This is a genomic window from Flagellimonas maritima, assembly GCF_003269425.1.
GTDB classification, from domain to species: domain Bacteria; phylum Bacteroidota; class Bacteroidia; order Flavobacteriales; family Flavobacteriaceae; genus Flagellimonas; species Flagellimonas maritima.
The window spans coordinates 1,629,895-1,653,360 of the sequence record NZ_CP030104.1 but is presented as its reverse complement, the minus strand read 5'-3'; the positions used below and the strand labels follow the sequence as shown (position 1 = coordinate 1,653,360).

The following is a 23,466-nucleotide window of genomic DNA, read 5'->3' as shown; positions in this document are numbered from 1 at the left end:
ACAACATTTTAGTACATGGAAAAATTCTAAGCCAGTTCATTAACTGGATTTGGAAAGCCATTTCTGTATTACCTCCTTTTCTTTGCCTACAGAATAGTATTTCATTTGTTCTCCATTTACAATTTCACCGAACCTTACATCATCTTTTGGATTCCTTTTTAAATATCCGTTGATTTGGTCCGTAACCATTTCGACCACTGGACGATTGATCAAACCAGCATTCACTGCTTTTTGAACATTAAAACAATAGGACCCTGCTGGTTTGGTTCTCCAAAGAGGAACTATGCTATATGGCAACAATCCATTTTCAATTAGAAAATTACCGTCAACCCAGTGCAATTTTTTTGGCATTTGCGTAGCATGTATGAGACCGGATATGTAGTCCTTAAAAGGCATAGGATGGTGGGCAACGTTGAACGACCCAAAAGTTTTTGTTTTTGAACAATGAACAATAAAATCTGTCATACTCTTTACGTCCGTAATTTGAATATGGTGATGAGGTACATCTGGCAATAAGATTTCTCCTCCACGATAAAAGCGTACGGGCCAAAATGGTTCGGCATTGGGATCACCTGGTCTTGTAACCCTGTAGTCCTTCATTCCATGTGATCTATAGATGGTGTAGTTGCTTATTCTCTCCCTAATGGCTTCTTCCGAAAGTGTTTTTCTTATGGCGTACCTGTAATCCTCACTAATGGTCTCCGGGAATTTTGGAAGAGGATTTAATGGCTCTGTTTCTTCAATGAATTTTTTATCCCATTTGTCATAAACGGAAATGGTCGATATGTAATGATAATGTCCAAAACGCCCCTTGAATTCATCAAGGAAATCTGAAACTGCTTTTGGCGATTTTTGCCAAGTGTCGACTACTATATCCCAATACATGTGTTTGTATTTTTTTTCGATAGCCTTCAATCCCTGTTTATTTTCTTTTTCCCGGTCACATATAATTACATCAAGATTTTTGAAAAGATGCGTATTGGTCTTGCCCCTATTCAATAATGTGACCTGATATCCAGATGCCAAAAATGCATTGACTATAGTTGGCCCTATAAATCCCCTGCCTCCCAAAATCAAGACTTGTTTTCCGTTTTCTTTGGGCGCTTCAAAGGTCAACGCTCTCAATGGGTTCACAAAAGCCAACGCCGTAGCGGCCCCTGCCGTTTTAATAAAAGTTCTTTTATTCATATGGATTAATTCTATTATGGCTACAAATAACAGAATCTAGAAGAGACACGGGAATCTCTCAATTAATCCGTACTAATTTCTTTTTTGAATTGACCCGGGGTCTTGCCCGTAATTTTTTTAAAATTTTGAAAGAAAGCTGATTTGGAATTGAAACCGCATTCATAACCAAGGCCTTCGAGAGAAATATTTAAACTACCCCCTTCGCGTATCCTGAACATTGCATATTCAACTCTTTTGGTATTTACCAACTCATAAAATGTTATGCTCATTTCAGAGTTGATGACCTGAGAAAGATGATGTTTGGGAATACCCAATCTTTCTGATAATAGCGCCAATGAAAAATCTGACCGTAAATAAATGCTGCTCTCTTTGAAAAAGTCATTTATATTTTTACTGATTGTAGCGACCGTACTTTTCTTTAATGGGCTATACACGTATTTTTCCCTGCCTGAATTGGGTAATATTTCAGGCTTGTAGACCATTCCATATTTTAAACCAAAAAAGCCAATGATTGTCACTAGAACAACATATCTCAACAAATCCCAAAGTTCAAAATACGCAACACCTACCAAAAGCTCAATAGCTAATCGTATTAGACTTATTGCTAAACTTAGAAGAAACAGAATGGCAACAACCTTTATCCAAGACAGCCCATGCCGATCAAATTTAGATGCGCTTTTACCAAAAGCTTGGTGTTCTTTTTTATAATAAAATAAGATATAGATAGGGTAAATACTTAAAGAAATCAATTTAAATAGGAGAACAATTATTTCCCACTTTGTTTCAAATGTACTAGATATAAAAAAGCCTATAATCGTAAAGCCTAAAAAAGCGGCAAAATGGACTAAATCAATTTTAGGAAAACGATGTTCAAATACGGATTTGGTATATACAAGAAACATGGGCCCGTGCAAGAAACCAATGCTCATAATAAATATATTGGTTATATGCGTTGGATCTACTTCGTTAAAAATACCTACAAGCAAATGGGCAAAGAAGATACAGAACCAAACAGCCAAAATCCAATCAGATAACCCCCGTCTTTTTTTGATTGAAATCAATAGGACAAATAGGATGCATTGAACGGCACCGATTCCTGAAACTATAAGCAAAAGATTTGACATTTAGAGCTTAGGTTTTGTCCAGTTTAAAAATAATACTTAAACTTTTTAGAGCGCAACAGTACATTGTTATCCTTTATGATCTCTATTAAATAGTTGAGATAGCGGATTTCAGAATTACATGTTAGTCCGTTATTTGTTCAAGAAATGTGTTCTTATCCCCATTCTTGATTAATAGCGCCGCACCTATTGCTGCAAGCGATAAACCACCTGCTAATTTTATAGCAGATAGTTTTTTTCGTTTGGCCGTCTCAATTTTAGAAGTGGATAATTTCATTATCCTCCCATTTATCAACAGTCCAATGTTCCGTTCGTTTACCTCTTGGCATGTTGATTCAAAACTTTGACCATTTTTAAGGGTTATTTCGTAAGTTTTTCCTTTTTTAATTTCTGAGACACTTACGTTTCTATAGGTATAACAACTTTGGAATAAGATAACCAGAAAAGCAAGTAAGGCCAATTTTTTCATTTTATATAGGATAAATTGAACGTAAGTTTAGGGAATATTTTCAGAAACCTTTTTTCTAATTTTTAAATCCATATATAGTAGTTTGCATCCCTGCAATTTTCCATTCGCCATCTATCTTCTCCATTAATCTCGTTTCCCTTTTAAGTCCACGTAAGGAATCTTGTTGTTCGTAAAACACCCAAGCACCATTTTTATAAAGGCTCACATTTATGGCATTAAGTAGCTTTGGAATGGGTTCTGGTTCAGGATGTTCATCAAAATAATTTTGTACAAAACCGCTTATCTCTTCCCAGCCAACAGATTCTGAAAAACTACTATCCGCAAAATTGATGTATGTTTTTGTGATGTTCGGATCCTGTACCCATTTACTCTTCCAGGTATCATAATCTCTTTGAAAAGCAGCTTTGGTTTCTTCATTCAGTGTTGTCAAGATTGCTTTTTTTTCTTTTTCGAACTTATTTGTTTCATTCGTTTGTAATATTGGTTTTTCATCTGTTGTTTCTTTACATCCTGCTATAAACAGTATTACGGTAGTGAAAAAAATGATAAGGGTTTTATTTTTCATAGGTGTATTTTATAATTTGGATGATGTCTAAAAACAGTGAAAAAGATAACTCTAAATTCTATGGCCAATATTTTCTATCAACTAGTGTTTTTTAGAATTGTTGAATTGCCAAAGCACATTTACAATTTGCCATTTGCCATTTAGTTTTACAATGTGCATATAATCTATCCAATCATCCGCTATAAGTTTCACCGAAGCTGTTTTATCAAAAATATCCAGAATGATGACTTCCTTTTTTGGGTTCTCTGGAAATTTATCTCCTTTTTGATTGTAAGTTTCCGCAAGCAGTACCATTGCATCAGTAAAAGTTTCCCTCAAATATTCCTTTCCTGTTATTTTGTTTGTCCAAAAAGTCCTTTTAACCATTCTTGGATGGGCGGAACGTTCAAATTGTTCAGCCTTTACATTATGCTGTGATTCAATGTAGTCAAGTGCTGCTTGCTTTATTTCTAAAGAGTCCTTTTTGTTTTGTCCTTGAACACAGAAGCTTAAAAGAAAACATAGTATTGTCGTGAGAATAATTATCTGCTTCATAAATGACTTTTGCTTTTTCAGGGCTTAATTTTTAAATGTATTACAGCGGCTACTTGTATAGCACGTGGCATGTAAATTATAAAATTATTTCCCCTTTCTCTATTAACATAATTTAAAAATTTGGGGATTTTCCAAGAATACAGAAAATACGGTGTTAGCAGAGACTTGTGCTCTTTTTTGGCATCGCTAAAAAGCAATTGGTCCGAGCATCTTTAAAGTGCTTTAAATCTAAACGATATGGAATCTCAACAAAATTCCCTACCAAAGCTATTTATCGGTATCGACATTCATGAGCAATGTTGGAATAGGCATTAGTTGAATTTATAAGATTTAGGAACTTTATAAACATATGCAGACCTTTGGATTTTGCCCAAAGGGGCGCACTATATTTAGGTTTTCTCGTAGCCCATTTTAATCTACGCTAAGTGAAAAATTATCAACAAACAATTCGATATTCCCAGCGGTTGGATTAGCAGTTGCCCCAATTTGTACGCGCTCGTAGATGGTAGGCTCTTTCAAAGTGAAATCAATTCCTTCGTTTGCAAATCTGTCTTTGAAAATTTGTGCGTTTGGCATATTCATAGCGCTCACATTCAGAACCTCAGTTCCATCAATAAGTAATCTATTAAGACCATTTTCATTAGCTGATAGGGTCATTTCCCATTGAACTGATACCCATTGGTTTCTAGGAAAGGCAAAATTCGTTTGCTGTAGTGTGGTTCCTGATATTTTCCCCCTTTCAATTGAGAGATAATCGTTACCGCCAGACATCATTAATCTAACCCCTGGGCACTGATTTTCTGCACCATAATTATCTCCAACACTTGGGTCCCAACAAGAACAGCATTCCAGGTCGATCAGCAAGAGGTTTTCTAATGATTCATTGCTGTTTATATAGAAATCAGCTTTTATAGTCACTTTATCTCCCGTCCCTATATTTAAACCACCTTTCTCAATGTCAATTTTTGATAATTGGTCATCTGATCGGTAGGCGAGAAAACGAATTGCATTTTGTCCTTCTGAAAATTCAGTATTAATAATCGAAATTTCATTAGTGGCGTTCGAAGGATTCGTTTGCTGTATTAACGACCATCTTGAACCATTCGAAGCAAAGAGTTCCTCCAAAGAATTATTTTGGGTTTCAAATCCATCTTCGAATAGGAAGTTTTCTGTAAAAGGCTCTTCTTTGGCACTTTCGTTTTTGTCGCAAGCCACAAAACATAAAAGCAGAATTGCAAATAATAAGTAATGACCACATTTCATAAACATTTAACGTTCAAGTTATTGTCTTGTTGTAATCTTTATGCCAAATTTGCCACAACATCCTTGGCCGTGAGTAATTATGTGGTCTGGCTTTTAATTTTGGAAGCCTGTCCAGTGTTTGTCGGATGGTAGGTGGGAACGGCGTCATTATTTATTGCCATTGTTGTGTAGCGTTTTTATTGTTCATAAATCCATTCGGTTGCTCTTTGAATAACTGCGTCTCCATGTAACCCAACCAAACTAAAGAGAACATCTATTGTTTCATCTGGACTGATTCAACCCCCAAAAACAATGTCTTTTCTATCAGCGTAAATACTTGTTGTAAGAAATATTGCCTAACCATCACTTAACTTGAATTGAGCATTACCAGTAGACAAACCGGTAGTGCTTTTTCCAAAACTTCTCGTATTTTCTTTATTGTCAACAAAATAGCCACAGATACCATCACCTATTAGCGGACCTAATCCAGTCAATATTGGCCAGCAATTTCCTCCAGTATTTTCTCTTAAATGCAGGATCAAACCTTTAATGTTTTTATGGTCAATTGATTTTAATCTGTAAACTATCTGTATATTTTTGGATAGAAATTGAATCTCCACTACTAAATCCCCACATAGAAATATATCCGATATCATTATTTTAGGCTTTGCCATAAAAAGCAATCAATTCAGTAATAGTTTTTTCTTAGAGGTTGATTCCCATTTGATTATTTGCGCTTTTTTATAATGCCGACAGCTGGTTTTGTTCCGTGACATGTGATTTTAAAAATTCCAAAATTTCACTTACAATAATATTTAGTTGTTCATCTCTCGTAATGTTGGCAGCATGATCACCCATTTGATGTCCATAGTATCCGAATTGTGAATGGTTCCCTCCATTTATTTCAAAAAACGCTGCATTCAAAGGCAATCTTGATTTGTTTTCCTTAATTTTTTCAGGGCTAGCAACACCATCGTTCGAACCATAAATTTTTAGCACATTAATATTCAAGTCAGAAAGGTCAATATCTCTTGGATGGGTTGTTCCAAGTAGTATAAGATTTTTTATAGCTTTTGGATTTTCATACACGAATTGCCCCGCCATTTTACCGCCTTGAGAATGTCCGATTAGAGTATAATTACCCTTATCGGTTAATAAATTCTGCTCTTTTATTAAATTATACCCTTTGGTTGCCATTCGCCAAGGCATACGAACGATAATAGTTTTATATCCATTTTTCGCCAGTTCAAAACATAACGGAGAATATGCAAATGGGTCAACTAATGCTCCTGGAAAGAAAAATATTGTGCTTTTCGTTATAGATTTTGGAACAAAGGAAATGTGTTCATCAGAAATATTTACTTCTATGCTAGGGCTATTTTTTAAAATTGACTTATCAAAACCTCTAGCCTTAAAGGTTGAAAACATATAAAGAAAAAAAGATATTCCTATAATTACCCAAGCTGCACCAAAAATTTTAAGGATTTTTTTCATTTAAGTATACAGGTCTTTGAGTTCATTTTTCAGCTTATTGCCAACGGTTTCATAGACTGTCTTTTTCGCCGATGAACTTAAAATTCATTTCGTTTCAGGCTGGATAATTTCCCTAATGGTTGCCCATCCCGTTGGGCTTTTGTCATAGCGGATGTATGTTACCACCGTTCGCCCGTTAAAAATAAATGGTTCCCCTCCTGCCTTTGGCGTTCCTTTAATTGAAAACATGGTTTGTTCGATTGCAATATTGTCTCGAATCAAGATATTCTCCACATCGTTTTTTACAAATTCCAGTTTAAAATTTTCTAAGATTTCAACCAGCCCGTCCATGACTTCATCTCTTCCAATTTTAAGATCGGTATAGCCAAGGGCTTTAATTACATCAGGATGGTGAAGGGATTTGATTTTTTCAACGTCTCCATCTGAAAATGCTTTTCGGATTGTTTCTCCATTTTTAATAATTTCTTTCTTAATTTTTTCATTTTGCGCACTTGCCCTTATTGGGATGATGAGAACCAATGAAAATAATAATATTGAGATGTTCAGTATTCTTCGGATTTTGTTCATAATTTTTGTTTGTTTAGGTCGTCTACAATGGCTTCGGCCATGAGAAGTTGCGTGGTTTGGCAATTGACTTGGCAAGCCTGCCTGCAGTTACACACCAAACTGAAAATCTGCTAGAATTTTCAGAAGCCAGCCCTGAGCGGAACCAAAGGGTAGGTGAGAACGGCGCCATTACTCATAGCCATAGTTGTGGTGCGTTTTTTATATTTCTTTCATTATTGAATAAGTTGTAAAAATCAAATAAAAACTTAATAAAATCAATGCTTCCCATCTATCAAGTTTTTTTCTTTTCCCTGTGAACATTGCAATAACCAAAAAAACTGTTCCTCCGATTAAGATTAATAAATCTTGGTTGAAGTTCGTATTGTATTCTATGGGATTTAAAAGCGAGCTTATGGAGAGTATTAACAGTATATTAAAAATGTTAGAACCAATTACATTTCCAATTGCGATATCGCTATTCTTTCTTAAGGCAGCAACAATTGAAGTGACTAATTCTGGAAGTGACGTTCCAGCCGCAATTATCGTTAAACCAATCACTTTTTGACTAATGCCCAATTGAGTTGCAATATTTATACTATTATCAACAACTAATTTTCCGCCAATTATTAGTCCAGCAACACCAAATAATACCAAAGTCCAAATTTTGAGATTTGATTTATGTTCATAATTAATTATGTCTGTTTTTTCTTGTTTCAATTGGCGAAAAACATAATAGATAAAACAAATAAAACCCGCTAATAATACTAATCCATCAACTCTTGAAATTTTAGGATTCTGATTGAAAAAAAAATCGTTGCCAAACACAAATAGCAATATTGCAACAATTAAGGAAATAGGAATTTCTTTCCAAGCTGTTGAAGATTGAACCGTAATCGGATAAATTAAACCTGCTATTCCCAGAATTATAAACAAGTTAAAACTGTTACTTCCAATAATATTTCCTAAAACGATGTCAGAGAGTCCGTTAAATGAAGCTACCGAATTTACCACTAATTCAGGTGCGGAAGTACCAAATGCAACAATTGTTAATCCAATAACTAAATCGGAAACATTGTTTTTTTTCGCCAATGAAGAGGCTCCGTCAACAAGCCAATTCGCTCCAAAAATTAGGCTCAAAAAGCCTACAATTATCAATATCGAAGATAATATCATATTTTATTCTCGGTGTTTTTTCAAGTGCACCAGAACGGTATGGCTAAAGCTTATGCATTTAGCGACTTCATAAATATACACAGACCTTGCGATAAAGCCCGAAGCCTAAACTATATCTTTTAAATCTTGCCAACCTTCTTCAGCGTCTTGATTTGAAGTCAGTTCAATTAGATTTTTTGTTTTGGCTAAATCCGAAAACACTACTTAAAATTCCAATTATTAATATCAGATTCTTGATTTTCATTAGGTTGCTCTCAAATGCACTACAACGGTCTCGTATAACCGTAGGTTACGGGTTTTAAGTTACTGTTTTTCGGTTTGGCACGGACTTTAGCAATTCCGAGTGGATTGAGCCAGCCCCGAGCGTAGTCGAGGGGTAGTCGAATCCGCCGACTAGCTTACAGCGACTGACGAACTCCATGATAAAAACATAATATTAGTGAGTAATTTACGACTATAGATTGTCAGCCATTAGTATTTTATTCATTTTTCGGCCATATTCTTTTAAATTCTACAGCGACTATGAGCATTTCTTCGGTCGGTTTCTCTCCGCTTTCTTTTAAGAAGCTCTCAAAAAAATCCCAATGTGCTTTTTTCCATTTTTCAAGAGGTTCGGTGTTTGTTCCCATATCCAATTCAGCGTATTCTTTAGAGATTTTGTTGAATGGAATGGTATCGACACTTACATTTTCTATTATAGCTATTGCTCGTCCATTAAAGTCAGTAACGATTTGTTTTGTTCCAACAGTTGGTAAATCCGCATTGTATTGTTGGTATAATTTATTAAGTCCAGATGAAGCTCTCTTTTTTCCAGTCAGAGTCAATTCAGCCAACCGGTTTGCTTCTTTCTCGTTATTGTGGAAAAAGTCAGATTCAGGAATTTCATCGTTTTTAAATTCAGTGTTTGCTTTGGTAAAGTCGTTCCACATTTCAGAAACTGATTTATCAATTCCATCTTCGGTTTCAGTTGTCATTTCAGATTGATTGTCAGTTTCGATTTCACTTTTGTTTTTGGTTTCACTTTTACAACCCACTAAAATTAAAAAGAGGAAGATTGAAATTTGTCTCATAGTTTTTTAGGATTAATGACAACGGTCTCGGCTATGAGTAGTTGCGTGGGTTAGCAGTTAATTTAGCAAGTAAATCACAGATAGAAAGTCCGCGAAGACTTTCGTAAATAGGCTCTAACTAGCAATGAATTATACATGGTGTTCTACGCAGTTTTTATTCAAAATTCAGTTTTATTCAGTTTAGGAATTGTCAAATAAACAGTTCTTTTTTCTTGTTTAATATTTCCGTCGTTCCATTGTCTTACAAATGTGATTTGTATTTTTTCATAGTCAGAAACATTGCTTAATTGTTTAATTACAAATTCCGCAACTTCTTTTGCCGATTCCGTTGCTAATTCTTCGTTCCGATAGTCAGTCAGATTTTTAGAATTCAATAATACAGTTTGCAACCACATTCGCTCATTTATTTGTTCTTTGGTTTCTTTGTCATATCCGTGAATATGATAAGTTCCGATTTTAGATTCTTCCGCAGAAAATAATTCTTTAACTTTAAATTCCGCCGATTCTTGGGATTCAGTATACTTTGGTTCAATCACATAACTGTAATCTGCTAGTGGCATATTCTTTAGTTCATTCAGAGCTTTATATACTTTCTGATTACAAGAAAATAAAGTTATAATTATGATACTTAAAAATGTAAGTTTAATTTTCTTCATAGGTTTTTGTCAAATTGCAGGCAACGGAAGCGCTATACGCAGTGCGGCCGTGGATTTTGTTCTGTTGGGTATCTAAGATAGCCATAAAGGGCAAAATACAGGTAAGGCCGTGCCAAATTGCTTATAGCCAGGTGTTCATGTCAGTTCAACCGTGCGCACTGGGTTATCTGGCCGGGCGCCGGACCTGGAGAGGGGAAAAAGCAATTTGGTACAGCGCTTCCGTTCAGGTCGATTTCCCGTGGGGCGGGTTTTTGCGAAGCAAAATATAGCAACGCGGGTCGGCACCGGCCGAATTGACCTGAACGGTCTTGTATATGGCTCGTAGCGTGCAAATTAGCTTTTATTTTTCGGTTGAGCACAAGCCAGATTTTTAAATTTTACTATTTATCTTTTTTATTGGAAATCGTCAAATTTAAAAATTTGGCGACTTTCCAAATATGCCTTAACTTCGTTTATGCAATCGACTAGCTATGAGCTATATACGTTGTTAGCTGCTGTACTTTTCATCTATAATGTTCCTTTTTACTGCCTCATCATAAAATGGCCAAAGTCCGTATTTAGAAACTTTATCTCTTTCTTTTGGCATAAAGTCCGTTATTCCTTTTTTCAAGTCGTCCTGTGTATCTGTACTAACGGAATTAAATATTTGTTGAAAAACGTCCATTTGATGTCCAACGTGCCATTCATCTCCACCAAAATGGACAACACAAAATTCCGCTAAAGTTTGTAACTTTTCTTTTCCTCTTTTTGTGTGGATGTATTTTCCAATTGTAGAATAAGTTTTGTCATTTGCTAAATCTCTTGAATCCTCAAAAATTGATTCGTAGAGAGAAAGCATATAAATAGCTATCATTTCTTGGTCATCTTTATCTAACTGACCAATTTCTTCGTGAAAAAGGTTGTACAGAGAAAGTACTTTAATACTTTCTCCTCTAATGACAGCATCTTTTAATTCAGCTAGTTGGTCCGTAATAATATCATTTGATAATAAAGGCTTTAACTCTTGAATTCTAGGTTTAATTTCTTCCAAATTCCCTAATTCACTAATTTCAGACTTTGGGTCATAGTCAGACATCAATTTATAATGCTCAAAATTTGATTTAATCGTTTGCTCAATTTTTATTAATTCAGTTAATAATTTCTCTCGCTCATTTTTATGCAATTTGGTTATTACCATTCCATAAACTGATTGAAATTCCCAGTCGTTTTTTAGTTTTTCTAAAGTTTCATTTGCGCTATACCCATATTTATCGAAATGATTAGTTCTTAATTTTTTTAGAATAATATCGAGAAGGATTTTTGCAAGTTTTGCCGTCTCAAAATCAAACTCTTCTTTTGTTCTGACTTCTTTTCCTGGATGAATAAGATTTCTATAATCTTTTATAATAACAGCTAGTTGCTTTTCTTTTGATGTTATAAGTTTAACGGTTTCTGCAAAATCGAGTAAAGTTCCAAGATTTGATTTTAGAATATCATTTTTTGATTTTCCCGTAGGTAAATTTTCGATAAAAAAGTCAGTCAAAACTGATTCAACAATGCTACCCGAAAGAAGAAGAATTGATTTAGATGATTTTGTGGTAAAACACGAAGTCAACTCATTATAATCTCGTTCAAGAATTTCTTTAAATTTTCTGTCGTGTATAAAATCAAATATCATAGGTTTTTTTCAGTATTGCAGCTAACGTCTCGGCTATGAGTAGTTGCGTGGTTTAGCACTTAACTTGGCAAGTACACACCAAGTTGGAAATTCCTTCGGAATTTCCAAAGTAGGCGAGAACAAGCAATTACTTATAGCATCTATGTAAAAGCAGCGTGTCCTTTATCTTTAAAGTTCTCTAAAACAAAAAGATATGAAAACAGGACACACTGCAAGACCCAAGTTATTCATTGGTATCGACATACACAAGCGCAGTTGGAAGGTCCACTGTGCCACGGACCTGTCCTCCGGTAGGACCTTTTCCATGTCCCCGGACCCGGAAGGGCTAAGGGAATATGTGGAGCGGCACTATCCGGGTCATGAGGTTTCGACGGCCTACGAGGCGGGATGTTGCGGTTATCGGGCCCATCGTTCTTTCGAGGGTTATGGCTGGTGCTCACTGGTGGTGAACCCTGCCGATATATTCAGGAAGGGCAAGGAGCGCCATACCAAGACGGACCGTATAGATGCGCAGCTCATAGCCCGTGAACTGAAGGACGGCCGTTTGGAGGGCATCGTGGTCCCCGATCCGGAACGGGAACAGTTGCGCAGCCTGTTCCGCAGAAGGAACGACCTTGTCAAGGACATGCGCCAGATCAAGAGCTATATCAAGATGCAGCTGCTGTATTACGGCATCAAGGTTCCCGAGCGGTACGACAACGATAACTGGAGCCACGCTTTCAGGGACTGGTTGGACAATTTGGAATTCGCACACCCAACGGGGAAAGAGGTACTAGAAAGCCGCATGCGCAGTTTCCGTTTTATAGACCGGGAGTTCAGGGACGTATCGACCCAATTGCGCAAATGGACCAAGAAACATTACAAGGGGGACTATATGCTTTTGCGCAGCATTCCCGGTATCGGCCCCATCGTGGCCAGTGGCATATTGAGCGAACTGGGAGATCTGCGCAGGTTCAACAACATCAAGCAACTGGCGGGCTATGTTGGACTCTCACCTGGTATTTATCAAAGTGGCGACACCATAAGGCACACGGGAGTAAGTATGCGTGCCCACCGATTGATACGCAGTTATTTTATAGAGGCCTCATGGCAGGCCATACGCACGGACCCGGTGATGCAGGGATACTACCGGAAGCACCAGGGCAAGAACGTGAAATCCGTGATCGTCAAAGTGGCCCGTAAGCTTTTGAGCCGTACGTTGGCGGTCATAAAAACGGGAATCCCCTATGAAATAGGGGTTATAGCATAATAAAACCATAACAAAGCTCACAATGGAAGTAGAGAAGTTTGGATCACAGAACAATGTAGGTGACCTTGCCCATGGCAGGGATCACATCGGTTAGCAAGTGACCAAACTTATTATAGCTTATGATCGTACAGATGCTGGTGAACACAAAAAAAAGTGTATCACATATAGGATGCCGAGCAAGTTATATTAAAAGAAAAAAAGTGGTTTAAGGCAAAAAGAAAATATTACTTAACTTTAGAGAACTGGACTAGGGCTTTTCATAGGAGCCATTGTTATGTGGCGTTTTTATTATGGGCAATTCGATGTAACTTGAATTTTCTTTAGAATGATATATTTTTTGTGTTGCTACCTTGTAATCTCGTTGAGTAGCTTTGTTTATTTCAATGAATTGCTGTGGGTTCATATCAATCAAAGGAAACCAAGAACTTTGAATATGAATCATTATTCGATGCCCTTTTTTAAAAGAATGGCTTTTTGAAAGCAAATCAATTTTATATTCAACGATTTGATTTGAAGGTACAGGCTCAGGTTCTCTTAGATTGTTTCTAAACTTAGCTCGTAAGACTTCATCAGCTAAAAGCATTTGAAAGTTGTCCATGTCATACTTCGTATTTTCAATTTCTTGATTGTAATCTGTGGGGAATACATCTATAAGTTTCACTATCCAGTCGCAATCTGTTCCTGAGGTAGCAGCAAAAAGTCTCATTTGTATGTTTCCTGAAATCTCAACATTTTCTTCTAAAGGAGCAGAAACCCATGTAAGTACATCTTCTCTATTAATGAAAACCGACTGGTCATCTGCTTTCCATCCTAAACTCCCTCCTTGCCAAAAACCAGGAACTGTTCCTTCCATGTAAGGTACAGGACTTTTAGGGTCTGAAATATAACTACTGTAGCTATCTGAAACTGTAGGTTTGTCTAATGATAATCTAAAGTCTTTTTTTAAATACCATTTCGTGGGTTTAAGATTTTCTTTTGGTGGCCATGATGTGAAATCCTCCCATTGATTTTTACCCGTTTTATAGATTTTAGCTTCTGGCAATGTGAAATTGCCCTCATTTTTTAAATGATACTTGAACCATGGTGCCTGAATTTCTTCCAGATAATATGTTGAAACAGAACCGCCCAAATCGATTTTTTTATAGTAATCATCTGGGTCTTCCCAACCAGCATGATACCAAGGTCCAGCAACAAGCTTGTTGAGATTTAAAGAGTCATGTTTTTCAAGTTGTTCATAAACTTTTAAAGAGCCATAAAAATCTTGGTCATCCCACCAACCTACTACATTTAATGTTGGCACGGTGGTATTTTTTAAAAAATTAGTGAGTGTTCTATCTTCCCAGAATTCGTCATAGTCCAGGTGGCTAATAAAGTCATTCCAGTATTGGTTCTTATTATTTAGAGTTTCTTTGTCATTTATATTTCTCAAAGTGCCTTTTTTCAGAAACCAGTTGTATGCATCATTGTTTGGGAATTTAAAGCCATTTTGCTCTTTTTCCACAACAGCATATCCGAAGCTTGGACTCAAACGAAAAGCTCCATTATGGTAAAAATCATCTCCTTTGTAGAGGTCTGACGGTGTACCTTGAAGATTGACGGCAGCAAGAGCATGATGTGGATTTATCAATGCCATGGCAGCAAGCCACGAATTGTATGAATTTCCGGTCATCCCAACATTACCGTTGTTATTAGGAATATTCTTAATTAGCCAATCTATGGTATCAAATGCATCAGTGCTTTCATTGGTTTTTGCTCCATTATTAATAGGGCGAAGAAGAGAATATTCCCCCTCTGATTTGTATTTACCTCTCATGTCTTGAAATGCGAATATGTACTTCTCTTTTGCCAAGGTTTTATACGCACCATTAAGCCGATAGTCTCCATAATTAGTATTGGTAGTTCTAACACCATAAGGTGTTCGAGTAAATATAATGGGTAAGTCTTCTGTCGTATTTTCAGGAATATAAATTTCGGTGTAAAGTTGGATTCCATCACGCATCGTAATCAATGTGTCAATAGTTTTATACCCAGTTATCTGTCCAAGTATTTTACTACTCGTCAGAAGAAAAGTTAAAATTAATAAGTTAATCCTCATGTCTTGTTTTAATGCCACATAACGGAAGCGCTATACGCAGTGCGGCCTTGGATTTTGTCCTGTTGGGTATCTAAGATAGCCATAAAGGGCATAATACAGGTAAGGCCGTGCCAAATTGCTTATAGCCACATGTTCGTGTCAGTTCAACCCTGCGCGCTGTCTTGTCTGGCCGGGCGCCGGACCAGGAGAGGGGAAAAAGCAATTTGGTACAGCGCTTCCGTTCAGGTCGATTTCCCGTGGGGCGGGTTTTTGCGAAGCAAAATATAGCAACGCGGGTCGGCACCGGCCGAATTGACCTGAACGGTTTGCATATGGCTTGTGGCGGTTTCGAAGTAATTTCCTGTCCACCGAGACCAAAGCTGGCTACGGGGCGAAAACCTTGCTGGTAGCCGTTCATCCGCCATAAGCTATATGCGTTGTTGTAGGCAGTGTTTTATTAATTTTCTTCATTATTTTTCAGGTCACCTATTATTGTCTTTGCCTCAACATAGCCATCTTCAACTGGTTCACCAAGTATAAGTCTTTCAATTTCGTAGGGTTGAGTTGCAAAATCTTTATTTTTCTCCAACATCTCATCCACCAATTTCCGCCATTCAATGTATGCACTATCTTTCTTTTGAATTAAAACATCTTGGTAAATTGAAGCCCAAGTTCCCCGCATTCTTTCGTCCCATCTATTTTTTATTGTTGTATAGAACATGGCATTCACATTGTTAATATTCATTTCTTGTTGGGTCTCGATAAGTTCTTTTCTCAAACCTCTTGCACACATTTCAGCTACATCAAATAATAATTGGTAGACGACTAACTCTGTAGAATCCTCTGATAGAATGCAGGAGCAATTTTTGCAGAATATGGGTGCTAAATAAAGTTTATCGTTCCCTGTCCTTTTTTTAATCTTTCTAGACAGATGAGATTTCGGAATATCTACGATACCAAGGAGTTGGATGTTGGCAGACATTTTTAACCCATATTTTTCATTGTAATTTATACAGTCCGCATCTGATTCAGATTGAAAATGTGAGTAGTCAATTTCAACATTTGGTTGCCAATATAAATTGTCTTTGTCTTCTGTTTCAACATGATTTTGTGCAGTTGCAGAAGATTTGGCAACAATTATTAGGATAAAAATGAATGTCTTAAAGTTCATATGTCTCAAGTCTTGATTTCCGAATCGGATGTATTTCTTCACATTGCCTACAACGGTTGTATATATAAACCTACCCAAAAAAGTAATGGTAACCAAAAGGCTAAACTAGTTATACCGTAGCTTTTTTAAGCTTATGGAACAACCAAATAAATACTGGTTATCTTATATTTTCCCCAAATTTTTACAGTTCCAGTAGTCTACAAAAAGTATTTCATCTGGCCAAAAGAAGGGCAGGAATCAAAAAGAATGCTACGCTGCATACATTAAGGCATAGTTTTGCAACACATTTATTGGAAAACGGAACTGATATAAGAATCATTCAAAAATTATTGGGACATACCAACATAAACACAACATTGATATATACTAAAGTTTCAAATAAGATAATAACCCAGGTACGAAGCCCACTGGAAGATTTGTAGTTTAGTAGGCCCGCAGTATTTTTTACCCTACTTTTTTGGATAAAACAGCTGTATAAAATCGTCAACAAGCTTAGCTTGTTCAGGTGTGGAATTATAGAGAAGTTTGTTTTTTCTGGAATATACCCTTACAAAAAGGCCAAACTTTAATCGGTAAACCATCTTTTTAATTTCCGCATCGCCATTTTCCTTTAGCTTGTTTAATTTTTCAACTTCTTTGTTCCACCACTTAAGATTGGCCCTGCCAACATCCTCCAAATCCTTTAACAACCGTGGGTCCAATTTTTTCTTCAATTCCGTCTCCAGCTCTAAGGCAGCTGTTAAGGACTTTTCTTGCTTTATGTAGCTTTTGCTTTTTTTAAGTTCTTGATGTTGCTCTTTTAGGCTATCGCTTTTTATAACTTTATCATAGGTTTGTATCATCCTATCATAAGCTTCAGATGCGAACAGATACGCACCTTTTTTCTCGAATTCTTTTGTTGTTTTGTAATCGGATTGGTATTTCAACAATATATCATCCAACCGTGAAGGATTGTTTTTTATCAATTTTTTGGTGTTCAACCAATCAAAAGCCCTTAAAATCTGTGATTGGGGCGGCCAAGTATGTTCCCCATCAAAAGTAATCAAGGTGCTGTTGAATTTTATCAAACCAAAATAGTCCACGTTCCCCAACATTTCCTTGTAGTTCATGTCCCTATCACCGCACAGTCCCGCATAAACAAAGTTTTGGGTAGAGGGCATATGTTCCTGTATATGAGAAAACCCGGCGCCACATGCCACTACGCCCGTAAACCTATCGGTAAGGGAGGCTATCGCTGTTGCCAAGCGGGAACCTCCGGACAAGCCAGAAATGTACATTTCATCTTCTTTAATCTTAAAGTTGGCAAAAATGTGGTCGAACAATCTATTGGCAATATCAAAATTACGGTCATAAGGGCCATTTCTTGCATTGTTGGAACAGACCAGAACATATCCGTATTTTTCCGAGGCTTCCAAAAATGGGGAGATGCCAATGAATCCTCGCGCAGCAGGCTCAAAAATAAACACAATGGGATTCAGCTTTTCTACAGCATACGATTCCGGGAGGTATAGTGTAAAGGTTTCACCATTACTGTTCGATACTGCAATAGAGTCGAGAACAGTACCTTTTTTAAATGTTTCTTGGGCATGTGCCATGTTGGCCATACAGCACCAAAATAAAAGTAATAGTGTTTTAAAAAGTATTTTCAATTTAAAATCGCATTGTATTCAGGGCTGTTGCCCAAAAGTTCCTTTGCGGCCAAGATGGCATCGTCATGTTTAAGATAATAGGTATAAAGGCCATCACGGTAGAAGTAACGCTTTACAATTTCATCTTCAAGGTCTTTTTTAATTTCTTTCTTGAATGTATCCAACGCCATGATCTTGCCCCTATTAACGGCCAATAGCAAATCCTTATATTTTTCCTGCACTTCTGAACCCAAAAGGTGCTCATCGGCGTTTATGGATTTCTCCAATAATTTTTCGGTCTCGGTTTCAAAAGAAAAATTCTGTGTTCTTGCATAATTTTTGAATGCGTTGAAATCGGTATCGGTGAACGCAAAATCATTGACATTATCAAAAGAATGGTCATAATAATAATCGGTTGCAAAATCAAAAACGATATTGTTCTGTTTTAGGGCATTGATCAAGGTATTGGTTTTTAAAGATGCTATTTCAACATCTGGCTTAACACCGCCCCCATCTTGTACCTTTCGCCCTTTTTTTGTGGCAAACTCATTAAATTTTGTGTTGCGTATAGCATTTCCTTCCCTATCCCTGTTCCAATAATCCAACGATTGAATACATCTGCCGGAAGGGGTATAGTATCTTGAAATGGTAACCTTTAACTGTGTGCCGTAAGTAAGTTTTAAGGGGCGTTGTACCAATCCTTTTCCAAAACTCCTGGCACCCATAATCACCGCACGGTCCAAATCTTGCAATCCGCCAGAAACAATTTCACTGGCAGAGGCACTGCTTCCATCTATCAATACCACCAAAGGAATATCAAGATCAAGAGGCTGGTTTTTTGTTTTATATTCTTGATTGAATTTTTTAACGTTCGATTTGGTAGTTACGATCAATTCGTTTTTCGGCACAAATAAATTGGTAACATTTATGGCCTCTGAGAGAAGTCCCCCAGGGTTCCCGCGCAAGTCCAAGACCAACCTTTCGGCACCTTTCCCTTTTAAATCTTCAATGGCAGATTTTGTCTGGCCGGATGCTTTTCTATTGAATCTTGAAAGCACAACATAACCGGTCTTATCATCGATCATTTCATAAAAAGGAACAGCATCGACATCAACACCTTCTCTTTTGAGCGTTGCAGTTTTTGTTTCTCCCTGCCTTACAAATGTAATGCCCACACTGGTATTGTTCGCGCCTTTCAACAGTTCACCGGCATTGTCATCAAAATCAGACACTTTAATATCACCTATTTTAATGATTTCATCGCCTGCTTTCAGCCCAGCCTTATCCGCTGGATAGTCTTTATAGGGCTCTACAATGAGCAATTTGCTTTCATAGGAACGCACCAAGGCCCCTATTCCCGAATATTCTCCTGCATTATTTATTTTAAAGGATTCAACATCTTGCTCGTTTAAAAAGCGCGTATAGGGATCAAGCTCTTCCAACATGTTCTTTATGGCGGAATCCATTAGTTCTGCAGGATTTGTTTCATCCACATAGTTCATGTTGAGCTCCTTAAATAGCGTTGTAAAAATCTCGATTTGCTTTGCAATCTCGAAAAAGTCACTTTTAAAACTACTGCCGACCACAAGAATGGTAAGTGCGAAGACGGGAATTAAAACCTTCTTTTTAATCAATTTTTTCATGGGACTCTTTTTTTAGAAAACCTTTCAAAAGCTGTTTTATGGATGTATCCACTTCTTCAAAAGTGGGCATCTGTTTACCAAGATATAAAAATAGAAACGCAAAATCCCCCTCTATGTTGTTAAAAACAAGATGCTTGTTAAGCCTATAAGCTTCACGCAGCAACCGTTTTATCCTGTTGCGCTTTACTGCGCTTTTAAACTTTTTTTTTGGAGCGACGACACCAACTTTTATGTGCGGTCCATCATCAAATTGGGTACGGACGTACAATAATTTTACTGGAAATGCACTGATACCTTTCCCTCCAATAAAAAGTTCCTCAAAAAGTTTTTTGTTTTTGAGTTTTTCCTTTTTGGAAAAAGAGAAGGTTTTTGGGCCTTCATTTGAAGTTTCGCTCACTTCGTTTTCAAAGTTTTTATTTTTAGCTTCCTTTTAAGGGAACAAGAACGGCATCATTTACAAATAGAACAATTATTAAGGATTGGACTGATAAACATTGTTCTCCCCGTTAACATCTGCCATAAGTTGTGATGGGTCAATGGCAATCGCCTTTATGGCACTCAACGGTTTATCTATGGTAAATTCATAGGTTGGATAAGCCCACGCCCAATCTTTCACCACCGTTCTTTTAATATTGGGATACGGATTATCTTTCTCTCCCCGCATTAGCTGTAAAGGAATGTAATAAGTTTCTTGGGTGCCATCGACACCTACCACTAAAATATCAAGCGGCATTGGCATTTCGCCCAAGCGTTCCATGGTAACCTTGGTTTTCTCTCCATCGGCCTCAACATTTTTTATTCCGTAATCTATGGTATACGTGGTTTGTGTCCAATCGGTCAAATACCAATCCAATTCCATACCCGAAACTTTTTCTGCGGTCCTTTTCACATCATTGGGCACAGGATGTTTAAACTTAAAATCCTCATAGTATTTCCTGATGGTTTCCATTAATTTATCTTGACCAATTACATAGCCGAGCTGCGATAGAAAAATAGCACCTTTGCTATAAGCCGAAATACCGTAAGCAAAATTTGTAGTATAGCGATCTGCGTGCGTTGTTTGAGGAAGTTCCATGCCCGAGTTTACCAAGGCATAATATCCTTTGTACGAACCTTCAAAAGGATTTTCTTTGTTTTGTTCCATGATTTCGTTCATGCAGAGACTACTAATGAACGATGTAAAACCTTCATCCATCCACTCATATTTGGATTCATTCGTTGCCAAAACATGCTGAAACCAAGAGTGTGCCATTTCATGCACCATAACACCGACCAAGCTTGAAAATTTTCGATTTCCGGTTATCAAGGTGCTCATGGCATATTCCATTCCTCCATCACCTCCCTGTACAACAGAATATTGCTCATAAGGATATTCGCCTATATTTTTACTGAAAAACCGCATGGCAGCTTCTGTTTTGGGCTGAAGATTTTTCCAGTTCTCAATAATTTCAGGATTGTTCTTGTAGTAAAAATGAAGCGTGGGCCCATCTTCCATTTGCACCATATCATGGATATAATCAGGGTCTGCCGCCCACATAAAGTCATGTACGTTAGGTGCTTTAAAATGCCAAGTCAAGGTTTTGCCCTTTGTTTTAATTTTACTGCCAGGAGTTTCATACCCATGGCCTATTTCTTGGGGATTCTGCAAATAGCCTGTACCGCCAACGGTATAATTCTTATCAATGGTCAATTTAACATCAAAGTCTCCCCATACCCCGTGAAATTCACGTGCTATATAGGGATTGGGGTGCCAACCCTCATAATCGTATTCAGAAAGTTTGGGATACCATTGGCTCATGGAAAGTGCTACCCCTTCTTTACTGTTTCTACCTGATCGTCTTATTTGTAAAGGAACTTGTCCCTCAAATTCCATGGACAGTTCGGTTTTCCCTCCAGAAGGAATCGGTTTTGCCAAATCCACGACCAATATGGTACCTTCTTCTGTATATGAAACTGTATTTCCATCTTGGTTCAAGGATTTCACATGTAAATAGCCCATTTCTTCGTTGGAAAGCGATGCAATCCTGCTTTTGTTGCCTTCCATCATTCTTTTATCAGGATCCTTAATGCTCTGGAGCCTTATATCCATTTCACTTCCAGGCTGAAATGCATTAAAATATAAATGATAATATACCCTGTCCAATTCATCTGGAGAATTGTTGGTATAAATCAACTTCTGTGATCCCGAATACTGAAAGGTTTCAACATCCATAGTGACATCCATGGTGTAATCTACATGCTGCTGCCAATAAGAACTATTGCCCTGGGCCAAAAGCACGGAGCTAAAACTCAAAAAGGCAAAGAAAAAGAATACTAGTTTTTTCATGGTTATTTGGTATTATTGGTTAAGGTCATCTTCCCTTTTGAAATCTGTTCAGCAAAGATGAGCGCATTATAGGCATTGACCATTTTTCCTGATTTCGAAATTTTATCAAAGGTAGTGGCCTTGGTTTCGTCCCCCGCAACGATTACCGAAGATTTAGAGCTCAGTCCAGACTGTATGATAATCTGTTTTACCTGCGAAGCCGATAGCTGTGGATAATATGACCTGATCAATGCTGCAACACCGGATACTGCAGGAGCGGCCATAGAAGTGCCCCCTTGAAAATCATAATCGTTATTGGGCAATGTGGAATAAATTGCATCTCCAGGAGCAAAGACATCCACATTCTGTTTACCGTAATTTGAAAAGTTCGCCACCATTTTAGAACCGTAATCACTGGTCAGTGCACCTACTGTAATTACATTGTTCGCAAATTCCGTATCCGCAAATTTATGATCGTTGGGATAATTGGGATTTTCCATATTGTCTAGATTATCGCCATCATTTCCTGCGGCATGAACAATTAAAACATCTCTGGAAGCAGCGTATTGAATCGCATTGTAAACCCATTCCGCATTAGGGGAAAAAGACTTTCCAAAACTACAGTTGATTATTTTTGCCCCGTTATCGACTGCATAGCGTATGGCAAGTGCAATATCCTTGTCGTATTCATCGCCGTTGGGTACTGCCCTTATGCTCATCAACTTAACATTTTTTGCGACCCCGTTAACGCCTTTGCCATTGTTTCTTTCAGCAGCGATTATTCCTGCAACATGGGTTCCGTGGCTTTCAGAATCAACACGATTTTTAGGATTTCCGTTTCCATAGGATTTGTCATTTATATCGTAGGGGTCATCGCCAACGGGTTTTCTTCCGTTAAAATCCTTGTTGAGATTATAGTTGACCTGTTCCGTAAAATATGTAATTCCTTCTTCAAGTTCTTCTTTAACAGTATCTATATCATCACCATAAGTGAACATTTGGGTCAATACAGCAATACTCTGCTGCATTTCTTCAGTTTTGGCATCTATAGCTGATAAGTCCTTTTTGGTATAAGAATCTTTTCCCAGTTCTTTCCTTACCATAGCATCAGCATTTTTTACTACTTGAAATATCTGTTCATACTGCTTTTTATTTTGAAGTGCCTTGGGATATTCCTCATCCAACTTTAAACGTGCTTTTCCTCTGGCCGAAGCATCACCGATGTTGAGACGAAGCATACGAACATATTCAAGTTGCTCGTGATAGGCCTCTCCTAAAAAATTATATCCATGAATATCGTCCACATACCCATTCCCATCGTCGTCCTTACCATTGTTTGGGCGTTCTCCTTTATTTGTCCAGAGCACATCATCAAGGTCCTCATGTTCCAAATCCATTCCAGAATCCACAACGGCGACTATTACAGTTTTTCCACTTTTGTTTTTGATGATTTCTGTGTATGCTTTGTCCACGCTCATTCCAGGAATCGTATCTGCAATAAGATCAGCATGTCCCCAGGTTTTTTTCTCAGCCTCGGTGAGTTCAGAAATTTTCAACGGAACAGCATCTATGTTTTCAACAGGAGTGGAAACCAATGACGTGGCACCACAGCCCATTAAAAAGAGAGATGCGGAAAGTAAAGTGAAATAAGGTTTGATGTATGTTTGATTCATATTTGATG

Annotated in this window: 22 protein-coding genes; 2 read left to right on the top strand and 20 right to left on the bottom strand. The window is 37.4% G+C overall.

The window, feature by feature from the left end:
• Positions 1-39 precede the first annotated feature (39 nt).
• From HME9304_RS07320 to HME9304_RS07260, 13 genes are all read right to left on the bottom strand, one after another.
• Positions 40-1,188 carry an NAD-dependent epimerase/dehydratase family protein gene (locus HME9304_RS07320; RefSeq protein ID WP_112377964.1) on the bottom strand — a complete coding sequence of 383 codons (1,149 nt, stop codon included), beginning with the start codon at positions 1,186-1,188 and terminating at the stop codon, positions 40-42.
• Between the two features lie 62 nt (positions 1,189-1,250).
• A complete protein-coding gene (locus HME9304_RS07315; RefSeq protein WP_112377963.1) occupies positions 1,251-2,312 on the bottom strand; it encodes a helix-turn-helix domain-containing protein in 1,062 nt (353 codons plus the stop codon).
• A gap of 121 nt (positions 2,313-2,433) precedes the next feature.
• Positions 2,434-2,778, bottom strand: a complete 345-nt coding sequence (locus HME9304_RS07310; RefSeq protein ID WP_112377962.1) for a hypothetical protein — start codon at positions 2,776-2,778, stop codon at positions 2,434-2,436.
• 55 nt (positions 2,779-2,833) lie between these two features.
• Positions 2,834-3,343, bottom strand: coding sequence for a nuclear transport factor 2 family protein (locus tag HME9304_RS07305; RefSeq protein ID WP_112377961.1), 510 nt, complete (start codon positions 3,341-3,343; stop codon positions 2,834-2,836).
• 81 nt (positions 3,344-3,424) lie between these two features.
• A complete protein-coding gene (locus HME9304_RS07300) occupies positions 3,425-3,877 on the bottom strand; it encodes a nuclear transport factor 2 family protein (protein ID WP_112377960.1) in 453 nt (150 codons plus the stop codon).
• A 411-nt stretch (positions 3,878-4,288) separates the two neighbouring features.
• Complete coding sequence (locus HME9304_RS07295) at positions 4,289-5,140, bottom strand: hypothetical protein (RefSeq protein WP_123877396.1); 852 nt, start codon at positions 5,138-5,140, stop codon at positions 4,289-4,291.
• A 335-nt stretch (positions 5,141-5,475) separates the two neighbouring features.
• A complete protein-coding gene (locus HME9304_RS07290; RefSeq protein ID WP_112377958.1) occupies positions 5,476-5,793 on the bottom strand; it encodes a S41 family peptidase in 318 nt (105 codons plus the stop codon).
• A gap of 67 nt (positions 5,794-5,860) precedes the next feature.
• On the bottom strand, positions 5,861-6,613 hold the full coding sequence (locus HME9304_RS07285) for an alpha/beta fold hydrolase (RefSeq protein WP_112377957.1): 753 nt from the start codon (positions 6,611-6,613) through the stop codon (positions 5,861-5,863).
• A gap of 84 nt (positions 6,614-6,697) precedes the next feature.
• A complete protein-coding gene (locus HME9304_RS07280; protein WP_112377956.1) occupies positions 6,698-7,180 on the bottom strand; it encodes a YybH family protein in 483 nt (160 codons plus the stop codon).
• Positions 7,181-7,378: 198 nt separating this feature from the next.
• On the bottom strand, positions 7,379-8,332 hold the full coding sequence (locus tag HME9304_RS07275) for a calcium/sodium antiporter (RefSeq protein ID WP_112377955.1): 954 nt from the start codon (positions 8,330-8,332) through the stop codon (positions 7,379-7,381).
• A gap of 479 nt (positions 8,333-8,811) precedes the next feature.
• Complete coding sequence (locus HME9304_RS07270) at positions 8,812-9,402, bottom strand: ASCH domain-containing protein (protein ID WP_112377954.1); 591 nt, start codon at positions 9,400-9,402, stop codon at positions 8,812-8,814.
• A 158-nt stretch (positions 9,403-9,560) separates the two neighbouring features.
• Positions 9,561-10,058: a hypothetical protein gene (locus HME9304_RS07265; protein ID WP_112377953.1), complete on the bottom strand. Its 498-nt coding sequence runs from the start codon at positions 10,056-10,058 to the stop codon at positions 9,561-9,563.
• A gap of 487 nt (positions 10,059-10,545) precedes the next feature.
• Complete coding sequence (locus tag HME9304_RS07260; RefSeq protein WP_112377952.1) at positions 10,546-11,715, bottom strand: hypothetical protein; 1,170 nt, start codon at positions 11,713-11,715, stop codon at positions 10,546-10,548.
• A gap of 193 nt (positions 11,716-11,908) precedes the next feature.
• On the opposite strand from HME9304_RS07260, the gene HME9304_RS07255 reads away from it, so the two are divergent.
• Positions 11,909-12,964 carry an IS110 family RNA-guided transposase gene (locus HME9304_RS07255; RefSeq protein WP_112377951.1) on the top strand — a complete coding sequence of 352 codons (1,056 nt, stop codon included), beginning with the start codon at positions 11,909-11,911 and terminating at the stop codon, positions 12,962-12,964.
• Between the two features lie 247 nt (positions 12,965-13,211).
• Here the strand turns inward: HME9304_RS07255 and HME9304_RS07250 are convergent, their stop codons facing one another.
• Both HME9304_RS07250 and HME9304_RS07245 read right to left on the bottom strand, forming a co-directional pair.
• Entirely contained in the window at positions 13,212-15,077 is a 1,866-nt protein-coding gene (locus HME9304_RS07250) for a CocE/NonD family hydrolase (RefSeq protein WP_123877393.1), read from the bottom strand.
• Between the two features lie 418 nt (positions 15,078-15,495).
• Complete coding sequence (locus HME9304_RS07245) at positions 15,496-16,209, bottom strand: hypothetical protein (RefSeq protein WP_123877390.1); 714 nt, start codon at positions 16,207-16,209, stop codon at positions 15,496-15,498.
• Positions 16,210-16,355: 146 nt separating this feature from the next.
• On the opposite strand from HME9304_RS07245, the gene HME9304_RS07240 reads away from it, so the two are divergent.
• Positions 16,356-16,631: a tyrosine-type recombinase/integrase gene (locus tag HME9304_RS07240; RefSeq protein WP_112377948.1), complete on the top strand. Its 276-nt coding sequence runs from the start codon at positions 16,356-16,358 to the stop codon at positions 16,629-16,631.
• A gap of 27 nt (positions 16,632-16,658) precedes the next feature.
• Here the strand turns inward: HME9304_RS07240 and HME9304_RS07235 are convergent, their stop codons facing one another.
• The 5 genes from HME9304_RS07235 to HME9304_RS07215 all read right to left on the bottom strand — a co-directional run bounded on the left by HME9304_RS07235 (position 16,659) and on the right by HME9304_RS07215 (position 23,458).
• Positions 16,659-17,813 (bottom strand): hypothetical protein, encoded by a 1,155-nt coding sequence (locus HME9304_RS07235; RefSeq protein ID WP_112377947.1) that lies wholly within the window; start codon positions 17,811-17,813, stop codon positions 16,659-16,661.
• 41 nt (positions 17,814-17,854) lie between these two features.
• Entirely contained in the window at positions 17,855-19,480 is a 1,626-nt protein-coding gene (locus tag HME9304_RS07230) for a S41 family peptidase (protein WP_112377946.1), read from the bottom strand.
• Positions 19,464-19,877 (bottom strand): ribonuclease P protein component, encoded by a 414-nt coding sequence (rnpA, locus tag HME9304_RS07225; protein ID WP_112377945.1) that lies wholly within the window; start codon positions 19,875-19,877, stop codon positions 19,464-19,466. Before rnpA ends, HME9304_RS07230 begins: the two co-directional genes overlap by 17 nt.
• Before the next feature lie 75 nt (positions 19,878-19,952).
• Entirely contained in the window at positions 19,953-21,806 is a 1,854-nt protein-coding gene (locus tag HME9304_RS07220; RefSeq protein WP_112377944.1) for a M1 family metallopeptidase, read from the bottom strand.
• 2 nt (positions 21,807-21,808) lie between these two features.
• Positions 21,809-23,458 (bottom strand): S8 family peptidase, encoded by a 1,650-nt coding sequence (locus tag HME9304_RS07215; RefSeq protein WP_112377943.1) that lies wholly within the window; start codon positions 23,456-23,458, stop codon positions 21,809-21,811.
• Positions 23,459-23,466: the final 8 nt, after the last annotated feature.